Below are 13,808 nucleotides of genomic sequence, written 5' to 3'. Positions count from 1 at the left end.
CGGTTTCTTGTGGCTGGTCTGCGTCACGGTCCCCTGAGGTCCCGTCGAGCGGAACTGAAGTTGGCACAACACTGCTCATGCCGCGAGCACCTCCTCCGCCGTTCCGGAGCGGGTGATGCGGCCGTCGGCCATCTCCACCACGCGGGTGGCCAGGCGGCGGATCGCGTCGAGGTCGTGGAACACCGCCAGCACCGCCACGCCCTGGTCGGTCAGGGACGCGATCAGCTCCAGCGCGCGTTCGCGGTTGGCCGGGTCCAGCGCCGAGACCGGCTCGTCGAGCAGCAGCAGGCGGGGTGGCCGGACGGTTCCGGCCGCGAGGTTGACCCGCTGCCGCTCGCCACCGGACAGGACACCGCAGTCCACGTCCCACAGCGCCTCGTCCAGGGCCAGGCGGCGCAGCGACTCCGCCGCGGCGTCCTGCGCCTCGGCCCGGTCCAGGCCGCGGCGGCGGGCCGCTGCCGCGACGACCTCCAGCGGCCCGGTGCGCGGCGGAGCGGCGAGGAACTGCGAGACGTAGCCGAGCTGCCTGCCGCGCAGGCGGGCGAGCGTGCGGTCCGGCAGGCCGACGAGGTCCACCGGCCCGTCGTCGGTGTGCAGCACCACCGATCCGGCGTCCGGCAGGTAGCTGCGCTGGGTGCAGCGCAGCAGGCTGGACTTGCCCGCGCCGCTCGGCCCGGCGATGGCCACGTGCTCGCCGGCGTGCACGTCGAGGTCCACGCCGCGCAGCGAGACCACCGTGCGGCCGTCGATGGTGTGCAGGGTGAAGGTCTTGCGCAGACCGCGCACGGTCAACACTGTTTCCACTGTGGACTCACCTCCGGGCGGCCGCGACGAGCCGCTGGGTGTAGGGGTGGTGCGGGTCGGCGAAGAGCTGGTCGGTGAGGCCGCGCTCGACGACCCGGCCGAGCTGCATCACCAGGCTGCGATCGGTCAGCGCCTCGATCACCGCGAAGTCGTGGCTGACCACCACCGCCGCGATGTCGCGCTCGCTGAGCAGCCCGCGCAGCAGGTCGAGGACGCCGGCGGCCACCGAGGCGTCCAGCCCGGTGGTGGGCTCGTCGAGCAGCAGCACCGGCGGTTCGGTGGCCAGCGCCTTGGCGATCTGCACGCGCTGCCGCATGCCGCCGGAGAAGGTGGCCACCGGGTCGTCCATCCGGGACAGCGGCACCTCCACCCGGTCCAGCAGCTCCGCGGCCCGCTTGCGGATCGCGCGGTAGCCGCGCCAGCCCGCGGCGGTCAGCCGCTCGGCGACGTTGCCGCCCGCGGTGACGCGCAGGTCGAGCCCGGCGGCGGGGTCCTGGTAGACCACGGCCATGGTGTCCACCCGCAGCTTCCGGCGCTGCGCGGAGTCCAGCCGCAGCAGGTCCGTCCCGCCGCCGTCGACGCTGGAGAGGTAGACGCTGCCGCCGGTCGCGGGTTCGTCGCCGATGACGCAGCGCAGCGCGGTCGACTTCCCCGACCCGGACTCGCCGATGATGCCGAGCGCCTCACCGGGTGCGACGTCGAAGGAGACGTCCCAGGCCGCGACCACCGCTCCGGTGCTCGGGCTGGTCGCGGTGCCGTGCTCCGGGCCGGTCCCCGGCACGGCGTCCGCGCCGCCCGGGCCGTAGACGCGCCCGATGCCCTCCACCCGGAGCGTCCACTCAGGACCGTCGACCGGCCGCGGCGCTTCGACGACCTCCACCGGGCGGCGCTCCACCGCGGGCAGCAGCTCGGCGGGCAGCCGGTGCCCGGTCACGTCGGCGTCCCCGGCCTCGACGCGGGAGCACCAGTCCGAGTCGCTGCACACGTACTCGCCCGCGCCGCCCTCGACCAGGAAGCTGGTGGTGGAGCCGCAGTACTTGCAGCTCGCACCCGGCACCTGCTCGACCTCGAACGGGATGTCGTCGAAGGTCAGCGGCGCCACGTCGGTGTGCGGCGGGATCGCGTAGATCCGCTTCTCCCGGCCCGCGCCGTAGAGGTTGAGGTGCTCGCACCGGTGCAGCTTGGGCACGTCCCAGCGCGGCACCGGGCTGGTGGCCAGCACGTACCGGCCGTCCACCAGCACCGGGTAGCCGGTCGACTTGGTGATCACGCCGTTGCGGACCACGTCCTCGTACAGGCTGACCCACATCGCCGAGTAGTCGTTCTCGGCGTGCATCCGGGCGCACTCCACGACGGACTTCTGCACGCCGCGCAGCGGTTCCGGCACCGGCACCTGGTAGACCAGCACGTGCTGCCGGGTCAGCTTCTCCTCGGGAATCCGGTGCCGGGTCTGGATGACCGTGGCCTCCCGGGTGTCGGTGCTGGCCGCGCAGCCGGTGGTCGCGGAGATCATCCGGCGCAGGTTGACGGCGTTGACGCCGCCGTCGTCGCCCTGGTCGATCACCTTCACCACGTCCGGCTCGCCGATGACGGCCAGCGTCACCTGCAGGCCGCCGGATCCCCAGCCGCGCGCCACCGGCATCTCCCGGGAGCCGAACGGCACCTGGTAGCCGGGCACGCACACCGCCACCAGCGCGGCCCGGCGGATCTCGCGCTTGGCGCCTTCGTCGAGGATCCCGGCGGCGTTGTCGTCGTCCACCAGCAGATCCCGCACCGCCGTGCTCATCGGCACTCCTCCCCGAACGGCTCCGGCACGCGCGGCCCGGTCGAGCCCCGCGCCTCCCGCCGGGCCAGCTTGCGGTCCACCATGGACCGGAACGTCACGTAGTGCGGCAGCTTGAGGTGCTCCAGGAAGCCGCCCGAATCGAGCCCGTCGGTGGTGAGCAGCAGCAGCTGCTCCAACGGGCTGTCCTCCTCGGCGCGGCGCCAGGCGATGTCGAGGTTGGCCATCGCGATCGCCTTGCGCTCGTTGTGCCCGAAGCAGAGCCCGTAGCCGACGTCGAAGCGGGTGCGGTCCTCCTCCGCCCCGTCGAGGTCCTCGATGCCCTCCGCCTCGGTCACCCGGATCTCGCCGATCTGCACGGGATTCCCGGTGTGCGGGTGCACGACCCGCAGCGGCACGCGGCCGTGCCTGGTGTCGCCGAGGGTGATCTCGTGGACGTCGCCGTCCGGGCCGAGGATCGACCGGTACCAGAGGCCGACCAGCGCACCGGTCTCGGCGCGGGCCATGCTCGACAGCACCGCCGAGCGCGGCGCGGGCGGGCGGGCGGCGCGGCGGGTGATGTCGAACGGTTCCGGGTCTTCGGCCGGTTCGCCGTGCTCGACGACCAGGTCCAGGTCGCGCAGCAGCTGGTAGAAGCGGCGCGGGTGCCGTTCCTCCGGCGTGCGATTTCGCGCGGAATCGGCGTCCTCCGTGGGGGGCTCGACGCGATTTCGCGCGAAATCGGCTTCCCGCTCCAGCAGGCGACCGGTGTAGTCGGTGGTGCGGCCGAGCAGCTGCGGGCCGTCCGGCGTTCGGTTGGCCGGGACGATGCGGCGCAGCACCACCATCTCGTCGGGATCGACGGGCTCGGTGACCGCCAGGCGCGGCAGCGTCGAGCGGTGCGCCCGCACCAGGTGCGCCGCCTCCAGCACGTCGCCCTCGGCCTGCCGGAACGCGTCCGCGGCGATCGGCGAGTGGTAGAGCCCGGCCTCGCCCATGATCCGGTCGACGGCCAGCCGGAAGCGCAGCACGATCTGCTCGGTGCCGGCCCACTCGGCGGGCGCGTGGTCGCGCGAGCGGCGCACCAGCCGTTCGGCGGCGAGGATGGCCTCCATCCCGCCGCGGACTCCGGAATATCCCATCAGGCACCTTCCTCGACTCGGGTGGAACGCGGCAGCCCGACGACCTCGCCGTCCGGCGCCACCAGCAGCAGGTCGAACCCGGCGGGGAAGGCGATCAGGTCCCGCCGTTGCGCGGCGAAGCCCGCGGGCAGCCCGGAGACCCGCAGCTCGCGGTGCCCCGGCACGCCCGGCCCGGACAGCCGCAGCAGCGGCCCGTCGCCGAAGCCCCGCACCGCGAGCGCGACCAGCGCGGCCTCCTCCGGCGCCCCGGCGCTGCCGACCGGGAATCCGGCCAGGTCCTCGACCGGTTCGAGCAGCGCGGCCAGCCGAGCGCCGGTGCGCTCGACGATCGGCGCGGAGGTCTGGGTGCGCACGAGATCGGCCCAGCCGTCGACGTGCACCGGGGTGTCCAGATCGGCCAGCGCCAGCACCGGCAGCAGCGCGGCCGGGACTCGGGTCGACGCGATTTCAATGGAATTTCGCGGTCCAACTTCCATTGAAATCGCGGGAAGACGCAGCACCTCGCCCGGCCGGGAGAGGGCGTCCAGCACGGTGCGGAACACCTGTTGCGCCTGCCGCGGCGCCAGGGACGCGGTCATCACAGCTCCTCGAATTCGACGATCGTCGGGGCCAGCTCGGCCCACTCGGCGTGTTCGGCCGCGCGCTGCCGCTCGCGGACCCGCGCGCACAGCTCGTCGACCTCGTCCCCGGCGCGTCCGGCCTCCACCGCGGCGTCCAGGATCGCCGCGGCCAGCGCGGCGGCCCGGTCGTCGCCGAGGCGCATCGACCAGCCCCGCGAGCCGTCCAGCTCCACCTCGGCGCGGCAGGCGAGCACGTCGCCGAGCAGGAACCGGTCCCGCACGACGGGCTCCCGCACCTGCACCGACACGCACCCGACCTCCGGCGCCACCAGCACCGTCGGCGCGGAGCCGGTGGCGAGGCAGGCATCGGCCAGCTCGATCAGCTCGTCCGGTTCGGCCACCGCGAGCAGCGCGGCCCGCTGTTCCCTGTTCACTCGTCCTCCGGTTGGTACGGCCCGTCCATCTCGACGACGATCCGGGCGGAATCTGGGCGTGACCAGGAGCGGCTGCACAGCACCGGCCGTCCGCTGCCCGCGTCCCGGCTGACGCTCTCCACCAGCCACACCGGCCGGCCGGACTCGACCTCCAGCCCGGCCACCACCTCGGGTTCGGGCAGCGCGTAGCTGACCCGGCACCAGGACCGGACCGGCTGCACGCGGCTCATCTGGCGCAGGATCGCGTCGACCGACTCGACGGCGTGCACGGCGATGTCGACGTCGGCCAGCACGTCGGCCGGGATCCACTCGTTGGACCAGCCGTGCAGCAGGTCGTCCACGTAGTACTGGCGGACCAGCAGGCTCGCCGCGCTGCCGACCGGCCGCTCCAGCCGCTCGGCCGCCTCGGCGGGCAGCGGCGCGCGCCGCACGTCGCGCACCACCGAGCGCGGCTCGGCCCCGGCCTCGCGCACCGTCTGGTGCCACGACGGCGCCCGGCGCTGGGAGATCACGTAGTCGATGCGCTTGTTCACGAACGTCCCGGACCCGCGCACCCGGCGGACCAGCAGCCGCTGCTCCAGCTCCTGCACCGCCGCCCGGGCCGCCGCCCGGCCGACCTCGAACCGCGCGGCGATCTCGTGCTCACCGGCGATCCGGGTGCCCGCGGGCAGCCCGGCGAGTTCGGCGGCGAGCACATCGGCCATTTCCACGTACCGGCTCCTGACCACGACCGGAAGCCTGCGCGCCGAGCTTGTCCGGACAACTTCGGTCAGCCCAACGCCGAGGACCGCCCAGGTGAACACCCCCACCACTTGTCGCAAGGCCCGGCGAACAGCTCCGTTTCCCCTGGTAAAAGCCCGTGAGCGTTTTGTGGGGCTATGGCACCCCAAAACGCTCACGGGTCCTGACCTGGGAAAACGGAGCGCATAGCAGTGGGGACCGCGGTTCCCACCGGAGCCGCGGTCCCCACCGGCGCCGGGTCAGCCCTCGGTGCACTGCTCGGCGCGGGTGACCTCGCAAACCTGGCGGACGCTGTCGAAGGTCGCGTCGTCGGCCGGGGCGAAGCCCCAGTAGCCGCCCACCTCGCAGTCGTCGGTGCAGAAGCCGTTGGCCTTCAGGTAGTCCGCGTTGGCCTTGGTGCGGAAGGCCTCGACCACCTTGGCCTTCAGCGCCGGGTCGAGGTCGTCGGAGATCGCCGCGGGTGATCCGGGGATCACCTCCGAGCGCCACACCACCCGCAGCTCGCCCGGCGCGATGCTGCCCTTCTCCGGCAGCAGCTCGTCCACCATGGTGTCGTAGGCGAAGCCCGCATCGCACTGCCCGCTCCGCACCGCCAGCGCGGAGGCGTCGTGCCCACCGGCCATCACCGGCCGCACGTCGCGCTCGACGTCGAGGCCCGCGGTCCGCAGCGCGGCCTTCGGGTAGAGGTAGCCGGAGGTCGAGTTCGGGTCGACGAAGCACACCTGCTTGCCGCGGAAGTCCTCGACGCGCTGGATCGGCGAGTCCGCCCGGACCAGCCCGTAGGCGCGGTAGCCGGGCACGCTGCCCGGTGTCTCGACCTGCGCGCCGACCGGTGTGACCCGCACCCCGCTGTTGCGCGCCACCACGTAGGACAGCGGGCCGTACATGGCGATGTCGATCTTCCCGGTGCGCTGGCCCTCGATGACGGCCGCGTAGTCGGTGGCCTTCTCCACCCGGATCTTCTTGCCGGTCTCCGCCGCCAGCATGTCCACCAGCGGTTTGAACTCCTGCTCCAGGCTGGTGGACTCCTCCGACGGGATCGAGGCGAACACCAGCTCGTCCGGGTTGCGCGCACCGGCGTCGCTCGCCGCGCTCGGGCCGCAGGCGGCGAGCCCCAGCGGCAGCGCCGCGCAGGCGAGGACGGCGAGCAGCCGCCGGGAAACGTTGAGCATTGCTGGTCCTCCGATCGCGAAGTTGCGCCGAAAGCGTGCGCAAGGCAGGTGGAGGAGCCGTCGGCTGCGGGTTACGCCCAGCGGAACGCTGCGGGACGCTCTGCCGCATCTGACCCCACAACTCGGGTAGGTTGCGGCTCCGTGATCGAGATCGATTCCGCCTTCATCACCGAACCGCGCGCCACCTACGCCCGCCTCCGCGAGCAGGGCCCGGTGCACCGGGCCACCGCCCCGGACGGCACGTCGGTCTGGCTGGTCACCCGCTACGCCGACGTCCGCGCGGCGCTGGCCGATCCGCGGCTGTCGCTGGACAAGGCGAACTCCAACGGCGGCTACCGCGGTTTCTCGCTGCCGCCCGCGCTCGACGCGAACCTGCTGAACATGGACGCCCCGGAGCACACCAGGCTGCGCCGGACCATCGGCAAGGCCTTCGCCCCGCGCCGCATCGAGCCGCTGCGCCCCCGCGTCCGGCAGCTCGCCGACGCACTGCTCGACGAGCTGGCCGGGCAGCGGGAAGCGGATCTGATGCCTGCTTTCTGCGGCCCGCTGCCGATCGCGGTGATCTGCGAGCTGCTCGGCGTCGGCGAAGCCGACCGGCCCGACTTCCGCGCCTGGACCGACGGCATGCTCGCCCCGGAAACCCCCGATCAGGCCCGCAACGCCCTCGCCGCGCTGCACTCCTACCTGCTCGACCTGATCGCGGCGAAGCGCGCCGACCCCGGCCCCGACTTCCTGAGCGCGCTGGTCGAGCTGCGCGACGAGGAGGACCGGCTCACCGAGGACGAACTCACCTCGGCGGCGTTCCTGGTGCTGTTCGCCGGCTACGAGAACACGGTGAACCTGCTGGGCAACGGCCTGATCGCGCTGCTCACCGACCCGGCGTCGCTGGCCACCGCGCGCCGGGGAATCACACCGGCCACAGTGGACGAACTGCTCCGCTTCGACCCGCCGCCCCAGCTCGCGATCCGCCGATTCCCGCGCCAGGACGTGGAAATCGGCGGTGTGACCATCCCGGCGGGCGAAACGGTCCTGCTGTCCCTGATCTCCGCGCACCACGACCCCGACCGCTACCCGGCCCCGGAGCGCCTGGACCTCGACCGCGCGGACAACCCGCACCTGGCCTTCGGCCACGGACCGCACTTCTGCCTCGGCGCCGCACTGGCCCGGATGGAGGCGGAGATCGCGCTGAACGCGCTGCTCAACCGCTTCCCGAAGCTGGCCCTGGCCGTCCCGGAGCAAGACCTCCAGTGGCGGAACTCCTTCCGGAACCGGGGTCTCCGCACCCTCCCGGTCGCCCTGCGGTGAGCGGATCGGTTCGGTCCGGGCCCTGGCGGGTATCCGGGCGGTCATGCGAGCCCGCTCGACGTCGCGCCGGATCCGGATCGGCACCTCCGGCTGGGTCTACGGGCCGTGGCACGGCCCGTTCTACCCGCGCGACCTGCGCCGCGGCGGCGAGCTCGAATACCTGTCCCAACGCCTCGGATCCACCGAGATCAACGCGTCCTTCTACTCCCTGCAACGCCCCGAGCACTACCGCCGCTGGGCCGAGCAGACCCCGGACGACTTCCTGTTCGCGGTCAAGGGAAGCCGCTACATCACCCACATGAAGAAGCTCCGCGACGCGGAAACTCCGCTGGCCAACTTCTTCGCCAGCGGAGTCCTGGCCCTCGGCCGCAAGCTGGGCCCGCTGCTCTGGCAGCTGCCGCCGTCGCTGCCGTTCGACGCCGACCGGCTCACGACGTTCTTCCGCCTCCTCCCCCGCAGCACCGGCGCGGCGGCCGAACTCGCCGCCCTGCACGACGATCGTCTGGCGGGCCGAGCCCTCACTGAAGCCGACACCGACCAGCCGATGCGCCACGCCCTGGAGGTCCGCCACCCCAGCTTCGCCGATCCCGAGCCGGTGGAACTCCTCCGCGCCCACGACATCGGCCTGGTGGTGGCGGACGCAGCAGGCAACTGGCCGCACCTGGAAGACGTCACCAGCGACTTCGTCTACCTCCGCTTCCACGGCGCGGAAGAGCTCTACGCGAGCGGCTACACCTCGGACGACCTGGACCGCTGGGCGAAGCTGATCAAGGCCTGGCACGCGGGGAAGTCCCCGGCAACACCCCGCACGGTGGCCCCGCCCGCCCCGGAGTCGCGGGGCCGGGACGTCTACGCCTACTTCGACAACGACGTGAAGGCCCACGCCCCGGCCGACGCCCTATCCCTCGCCGAGCGCTGCTCCTGACGACGTGCCGGGCAGCTCCTGCCGATCGCCGAAGCGGTCGCGCACCTGCTGCGCCAGCTCGCGGTGACCGTGGGCGGCGAGCGCCTCCGCCAACCGGTGGCTGAGCGCGGCCCGCTCGTCACCGCTGGCCAAGCGCTCGATGGCGGCGAAGACGTGCTGCTCGGCGCCGACCTCGAACTCCTCCACGACGAACGAGTGCACCGGGTGGATCCAGTTCGGCGCATCGCCGTCCGGCTCCGGGATCCGCCGGTCGTGCGCGGCGGCGGTCAGCTTGCGCAGGTTGCTGATCTGGCGCACGGCTTCGTCGAGGTCGCCGTCCTCGCGCCGCGCGAGCCACCAGACCAGCGCGCTGCCCGGCGATTTCAGCACGTCCTCGGCGAAGTACGCGCGCTTGTTCCGCTCGTGGGCGCGCTTGCGCTCCCAGAGCTCTTCGTCCTTTCGGGCGGCGGCCAACTGGCGCAACCGCTCCGCGTCGGCGTCCGGCAGCGCCAGCCGCACATCGCTCGCCCAGGCCACCACGTGCCCGGACTTGTCCGAGCGAGGAGTGCCGAGCAGTGCGTTCAGCCGGTGCTGCGCCAGCTCGCCATCCTCCGGCGAGGTCTCCGCCACCAGCTCACCCGCCTGCTCCAGCAGCAGATCCACCGCCAGCCCGCCCGGATTCGCGTGCGGCAGCCCGGGCGCATCGGGCTTGACGTACCAGAAGATCGTGCCGGAGAAGGAGAACCGGTACTCCGGGTGCGCGCTGCGCAGCGGCGCCCCGGACACCGGCTGCTCGGTCGGTTGCGGCGCCGCGGGCGGCTCGACGGGCGCCTCCACCGGCGGCGCGAGCTTGCGCCCCACCCGCCCCAGCAGCCACCAGCTGACGGCCCACGGCCCGGCGATCGTCAGAACCACCAGCGCCACCCACAACCACGCTGGCCACCCGTAGCGCAGCCCGAGCAGGACCCAGATCAATGCCCCGATCACCGACACGACCTTGACGGCAGTGCGTTGATCCTGATTCATCGCGCGTCCTCCACACCGGGCCGATCCCACCCAACTGACTACCGGGTGCGGAGGCCGCTGCGAACAGTCCAGCCGGATTTGCCCTCGAACAGAGCACTAGAACGACAAGAACACCGCGGTGGCGTCGTCGTGGTGCTTCTCGCGCGGGGGTTTCGGGGCCGAGCTCTCCGCTTTCCGGACCTGGGTGAGGAGTTCGGCCGGGCCGGCCTGCTCCAGCAGGTCCAGGAGGTCCGGCCAGTCGCCGAGGCCGAACATGTCCGCGTAGCGGGAGGCTCCGTCGCTGAGCAGGGCCGCTCGGCCGACGTCGCGCAGCGTGCCCCGGACCGCTTCGTAGGCCGCTTCCGGTTTCGTGCTGGCCACCCAGAAGCCGCCGGGCTGATTGCGGAGGTCGCGCACGGCCTGCTGGGTGTAGCTCGGGAGCCGGTCCACGCGGTCGTCGACGATCGCGCCGTGGTCGAAGACGATCGGGCTGTCCGCGAGCACCAGGTACTCGATCTCGTCACCCGCGCGCAGGATCGACACCGTCGACGACGGGCTGGACGGGTTGCGCAGGTCGCAGGTGTCCGCGTGCGCCGCGCAGGTCGACTCGACGGCCTCCGCCAGCAGGTCCGCCAGCGGCTGGTCCGACACCGCGAGCCGCCCGGCGAGCTCGGCGCCGAGGCGGTGCACCAGCCACGGCACGTCGTGCGCGCACCCGCTGTCCACATCGGACGGAGCGGTCGCGCCGTCGAGGACGAAGGCCCAGTCCGGGCCGACGGCGTGGTAGTCCTCGTTGATCCGCCCCGGCGTCGCCAGCGTCGCGCACGTTGCCTGCACGCTCAGCTGCCCGGCAGCTGGTGCAGCGCCGTCACCAGCGGCGCCAGCTCGGGCGTCTCGCAGGCCTCGGCGAGCGACTTCTCCAGGACTTCGTCGTGGGTCGGGCGGGCCTTCTCCAACAGCTTCCGGCCGGAGTCGGTCAGCTCGGTGTAGATGCCGCGGCGATCGTCCTTGCACAGCACCCGGGTGAGCAGCTCGCGGTCCTCCAGCCTGCTGACCAGCCGGGTCGTCGCGCTGCTGCTCAACGCGGTGGCGCGGGCGAGCTGCTGCATCCGCATGTGCCACCCGTCCTGGCGGCTGAGCGCGTCGAGCACGGTGTACTCGACGACCGACAGGCCGCACTCGGCCTGCAGCGCCTTCTCCAGCGCCGTCTCGAGCCTGCCGTGCAGGGCCGCGAGCGTGCGCCAACCGCGCGCCCGGACCTCCACGGCATCGTCAGCGATCCCCATCCCGCACCTCCCGATCGCCATACTACCAGCTCACGCAGTTATGGAGCGCGCGCAAATATCCGTTCAGCCCGTCGGATCCCACAACCCGCCTGCCGCGCCGCGAGCGAGGTGCTCGGCGTAGACGCCGACCTTCCACGCGATGAGGGAGCGGCACTCCTCCAAGGCCGCCATCTGCGCGTCGACGCGCTGCCGGTGGTCGTCGAGCAGCCGCAGGCGTTCCGCCTCGTTGCCCGGACCGCACCGCACCAGCTCGGCGAACCGCTTGAGGTCGGCCAGCGGCATCCCGGACTCGCGGAGCTTGACGCAGATCAGCAGCCAGTCGACATCGGCACCGGTGTAGCGCCGCCGCCCGCCCGCGGTGCGCTCGACGGGCCCGACCAGCAGCCCTTCCCGCTCGTAGAAGCGCAGCGCGTGCACGCTGAGCCCGGTCCGCTCGGCCACGTCACCGATGCTCAACCGCTCCTCCACAGCCATGCCGGACAGCCTAGGACTTGATCTAGACCGCGCTCTAGCTCGTAGCGTCAGCGGCATGACCGCCACCGATCAGCAGCCGCTCGGCTCGCCGTTCTCCGCCACCAGCACCGCCGAGGAGGTCACCGCCGGGCTCGACCTCCGCGGCGCGACCGCCGTGGTGACCGGCGGCTACTCCGGGCTCGGCCTGGAGACCACCCGGAACCTGGCCGCCGCCGGAGCCCGGGTCATCGTCCCGGCACGCCGCCCCGACAGCGCCCGCACCGCGCTCGCGGACCTCGCGGGCTGCGAGGTCGTTCCCACGGACCTGACCGACCCCGCCAGCGTGCGCGCCGCCGCCGCGCGGATCCACGACTCCGTCGACCGGCTCGACCTCCTGATGGCGATCGCGGGCGTGATGGCCACCCCGGAGCGCCACGTCGGCCCCGGCTGGGAGAGCCAGCTCGCCGCCAACCACCTCGGGCACTTCACCCTCACCTGCGAGCTCTACCCGCTGCTGGCCGCCGCCGACGGCGCGCGCGTCGTGGTCAACAGCTCCGCCGGGCACACCTTGACCGACATCCGGTGGCACGACCCGCACTTCCGCACCGGCTACGACAAGTGGCTCGCCTACGGCCAGGCCAAGACGGCCAACGCCCTGTTCGCCGTGCACCTGGACGCCCTCGGCCGCAACGACGGCGTCCGCGCGTTCGCCCTCCACCCGGGCAAGATCATCACCGGCCTCCAGCGCGAGATGCCGCTCCAGGAGCAGATCGACCGGGGCTGGGTGGACGAACACGGCAACGTGATCGGCGCCGACTTCAAAACACCCTCCCAAGGCGCGGCAACCGGCCTGTGGGCGGCCACATCGCCGCTCCTCGACGGCCGGGGCGCCCGCTACCTCGAAGACTGCGACATCGCGACCATCTCCACACCCGACCAGCACATGGACGAAGGAGGAGTCCGCGAGTACGCCATCGACCCGGACTCCGCGGCCCGCCTCTGGGACCTCTCGCTCGCCACGACCGGAGCCACCCCGATCCCCCGATGACCACGCGTCCACCTGTTGGCCGAACACCCGGCGATGCGGAACCGCGCATCGCCGCGCTCCGCTACCGTTCCGCCGGGATGCAGGGCCGAACTGCCGGTGCAGCGCGGCTGTCGACCACGGCGGGAGCGGGAAGATGCCGCAGCGAATATGGCTCGATGTGCCGTTCGCGGAGAAGGACGAGGCCAAAGCGCACGGCGCGCGGTGGGATCCGACGGTGAAGCGGTGGTACGCGCCTCGCCCCGGTATTGCCGAGCTGGAGCGCTGGGCCGCGCTCCCCGACATCCCCGACCTGCTGCCCGGTGAGGACCGCGCGTTCGGTTCGGGCCTCTTCGTGGATCTGGTGCCCTCGTCGTGCTGGTTCACCAACGTGCGGTCGTGCGTGGCCAAGCGCGACTGGGAGCGGCTGCGGCGGATGATCACCGGCCGGGCCGGCCAGCGCTGCGAGATCTGCCTGCGCGGCGAGGACCGCGGCAGCCGGCGCTGGCTGGAAGCGCACGAGCGCTGGGCTTACGACGAGGGCGCGCACACCCAGGTGCTGCGCCGCCTGATCTGCGTGTGCACCGACTGCCACACGACCACCCACTTCGGGCTGGCCCAGGTCAGGGGGATCGACGACCGAGCGCTGGCGCACCTGCGCGAGGTCACCGGGATGTCGGAGCTCGAAGCCGACGAGCACGTCGCGGCGGCCTTCGACCTGTGGCGCAGGCGTTCCGCGACGGAGTGGGCCCTCGACCTGAGCATCCTCACCGATGCCGGGATCACCATCACCCCGCCCCCGACCGCCGCGGAACGCGCCGCCGCCGAGCAGCACGATCACGAGCCCAGGCGGTAGAAGCCGGTCAGGTGCGGGGTGTACTTCACGTCCGGGCCCAGACCGGCGCGAACGCGGCCGTCCGGATCTCCGAAGACCTCGAAGTCCTGGACGACGCAGTGCTGCATGACGCCCTGGATGTAGGGGTCGGCGAGCTCCCAGTGCCGGAGGATCGCGTCGGAATCCCGGTAGAGCTGGAAGCTGGTGCACTCCAAGCGGTCTTCGTCGATGAAGACCTCCACCATGAGCTGCGGGCCGTGCTCGGTGGCGAAGTCCACCGCCTCCCGGATCGCCGCCTTGAACTCCACCAGGTGGCCGTCGGTGATCCGCATGGTGTTCCGGAACAGGATCGGCGCGTTCGTCTCGGTCATGCGGAGATCG

At 72.5% G+C, this 13,808-nt stretch carries 16 protein-coding genes; 4 read left to right on the top strand and 12 right to left on the bottom strand.

Translation table 11 applies throughout. The features are described from left to right. Positions 1 to 75 precede the first annotated feature (75 nt). The 7 genes from OU416_RS19925 to OU416_RS19895 all read right to left on the bottom strand — a co-directional run bounded on the left by OU416_RS19925 (position 76) and on the right by OU416_RS19895 (position 6,615). On the bottom strand, positions 76 to 804 hold the full coding sequence (locus OU416_RS19925; RefSeq protein WP_270928495.1) for a phosphonate C-P lyase system protein PhnL: 729 nt from the start codon (positions 802 to 804) through the stop codon (positions 76 to 78). Between the two features lie 7 nt (positions 805 to 811). Beyond that, positions 812 to 2,590, bottom strand: a complete 1,779-nt coding sequence (locus tag OU416_RS19920; RefSeq protein WP_270928494.1) for an alpha-D-ribose 1-methylphosphonate 5-phosphate C-P-lyase PhnJ — start codon at positions 2,588 to 2,590, stop codon at positions 812 to 814. Continuing rightward, the gene (locus OU416_RS19915) at positions 2,587 to 3,708 is read right to left on the bottom strand and encodes a carbon-phosphorus lyase complex subunit PhnI (RefSeq protein ID WP_270928493.1); all 1,122 of its coding nucleotides are present in this window, start codon (positions 3,706 to 3,708) and stop codon (positions 2,587 to 2,589) included. Before OU416_RS19915 ends, OU416_RS19920 begins: the two co-directional genes overlap by 4 nt. Then, on the bottom strand, positions 3,708 to 4,286 hold the full coding sequence (gene phnH, locus OU416_RS19910) for a phosphonate C-P lyase system protein PhnH (protein WP_270928492.1): 579 nt from the start codon (positions 4,284 to 4,286) through the stop codon (positions 3,708 to 3,710). Before phnH ends, OU416_RS19915 begins: the two co-directional genes overlap by 1 nt. Further along, complete coding sequence (locus OU416_RS19905; RefSeq protein WP_093153383.1) at positions 4,286 to 4,702, bottom strand: phosphonate C-P lyase system protein PhnG; 417 nt, start codon at positions 4,700 to 4,702, stop codon at positions 4,286 to 4,288. Before OU416_RS19905 ends, phnH begins: the two co-directional genes overlap by 1 nt. Continuing rightward, the gene (locus OU416_RS19900) at positions 4,699 to 5,430 is read right to left on the bottom strand and encodes a GntR family transcriptional regulator (protein ID WP_270928491.1); all 732 of its coding nucleotides are present in this window, start codon (positions 5,428 to 5,430) and stop codon (positions 4,699 to 4,701) included. The genes OU416_RS19905 and OU416_RS19900 overlap by 4 nt, the downstream gene beginning before the upstream one ends. Before the next feature lie 252 nt (positions 5,431 to 5,682). Further along, positions 5,683 to 6,615 (bottom strand): phosphate/phosphite/phosphonate ABC transporter substrate-binding protein, encoded by a 933-nt coding sequence (locus OU416_RS19895; RefSeq protein WP_270928490.1) that lies wholly within the window; start codon positions 6,613 to 6,615, stop codon positions 5,683 to 5,685. 141 nt (positions 6,616 to 6,756) lie between these two features. On the opposite strand from OU416_RS19895, the gene OU416_RS19890 reads away from it, so the two are divergent. Together OU416_RS19890 and OU416_RS19885 are read left to right on the top strand one after the other, a co-directional pair. Next, complete coding sequence (locus OU416_RS19890; protein ID WP_270928489.1) at positions 6,757 to 7,920, top strand: cytochrome P450 family protein; 1,164 nt, start codon at positions 6,757 to 6,759, stop codon at positions 7,918 to 7,920. A 43-nt stretch (positions 7,921 to 7,963) separates the two neighbouring features. Further along, complete coding sequence (locus OU416_RS19885) at positions 7,964 to 8,845, top strand: DUF72 domain-containing protein (protein WP_270928488.1); 882 nt, start codon at positions 7,964 to 7,966, stop codon at positions 8,843 to 8,845. Here the strand turns inward: OU416_RS19885 and OU416_RS19880 are convergent. From OU416_RS19880 to OU416_RS19865, 4 genes are all read right to left on the bottom strand, one after another. Next, entirely contained in the window at positions 8,819 to 9,850 is a 1,032-nt protein-coding gene (locus OU416_RS19880) for a hypothetical protein (protein WP_270928487.1), read from the bottom strand. The genes OU416_RS19885 and OU416_RS19880 overlap by 27 nt on opposite strands. Before the next feature lie 96 nt (positions 9,851 to 9,946). Further along, positions 9,947 to 10,666: a protein phosphatase 2C domain-containing protein gene (locus OU416_RS19875; protein WP_270928486.1), complete on the bottom strand. Its 720-nt coding sequence runs from the start codon at positions 10,664 to 10,666 to the stop codon at positions 9,947 to 9,949. A gap of 2 nt (positions 10,667 to 10,668) precedes the next feature. Continuing rightward, positions 10,669 to 11,115, bottom strand: coding sequence for a MarR family winged helix-turn-helix transcriptional regulator (locus OU416_RS19870; RefSeq protein ID WP_270928485.1), 447 nt, complete (start codon positions 11,113 to 11,115; stop codon positions 10,669 to 10,671). Positions 11,116 to 11,178: 63 nt separating this feature from the next. Next, positions 11,179 to 11,589: a MerR family transcriptional regulator gene (locus OU416_RS19865; RefSeq protein ID WP_270928484.1), complete on the bottom strand. Its 411-nt coding sequence runs from the start codon at positions 11,587 to 11,589 to the stop codon at positions 11,179 to 11,181. Positions 11,590 to 11,644: 55 nt separating this feature from the next. On the opposite strand from OU416_RS19865, the gene OU416_RS19860 reads away from it, so the two are divergent. Beyond that, on the top strand, positions 11,645 to 12,616 hold the full coding sequence (locus OU416_RS19860) for an SDR family NAD(P)-dependent oxidoreductase (RefSeq protein ID WP_270928483.1): 972 nt from the start codon (positions 11,645 to 11,647) through the stop codon (positions 12,614 to 12,616). A 133-nt stretch (positions 12,617 to 12,749) separates the two neighbouring features. Next, positions 12,750 to 13,448, top strand: a complete 699-nt coding sequence (locus OU416_RS19855; RefSeq protein ID WP_270928482.1) for a DUF5710 domain-containing protein — start codon at positions 12,750 to 12,752, stop codon at positions 13,446 to 13,448. Here OU416_RS19855 and OU416_RS19850 read toward each other — a convergent pair. Next, complete coding sequence (locus OU416_RS19850) at positions 13,430 to 13,798, bottom strand: hypothetical protein (protein ID WP_270928481.1); 369 nt, start codon at positions 13,796 to 13,798, stop codon at positions 13,430 to 13,432. The genes OU416_RS19855 and OU416_RS19850 overlap by 19 nt on opposite strands. Positions 13,799 to 13,808 lie beyond the last annotated feature (10 nt).

The organism is Saccharopolyspora indica (assembly GCF_027853965.1).
GTDB lineage: Bacteria > Actinomycetota > Actinomycetes > Mycobacteriales > Pseudonocardiaceae > Saccharopolyspora > Saccharopolyspora indica.
Note: the sequence above shows the minus strand (reverse complement) of the source record. Positions and strands in the feature narration are given on the sequence as shown.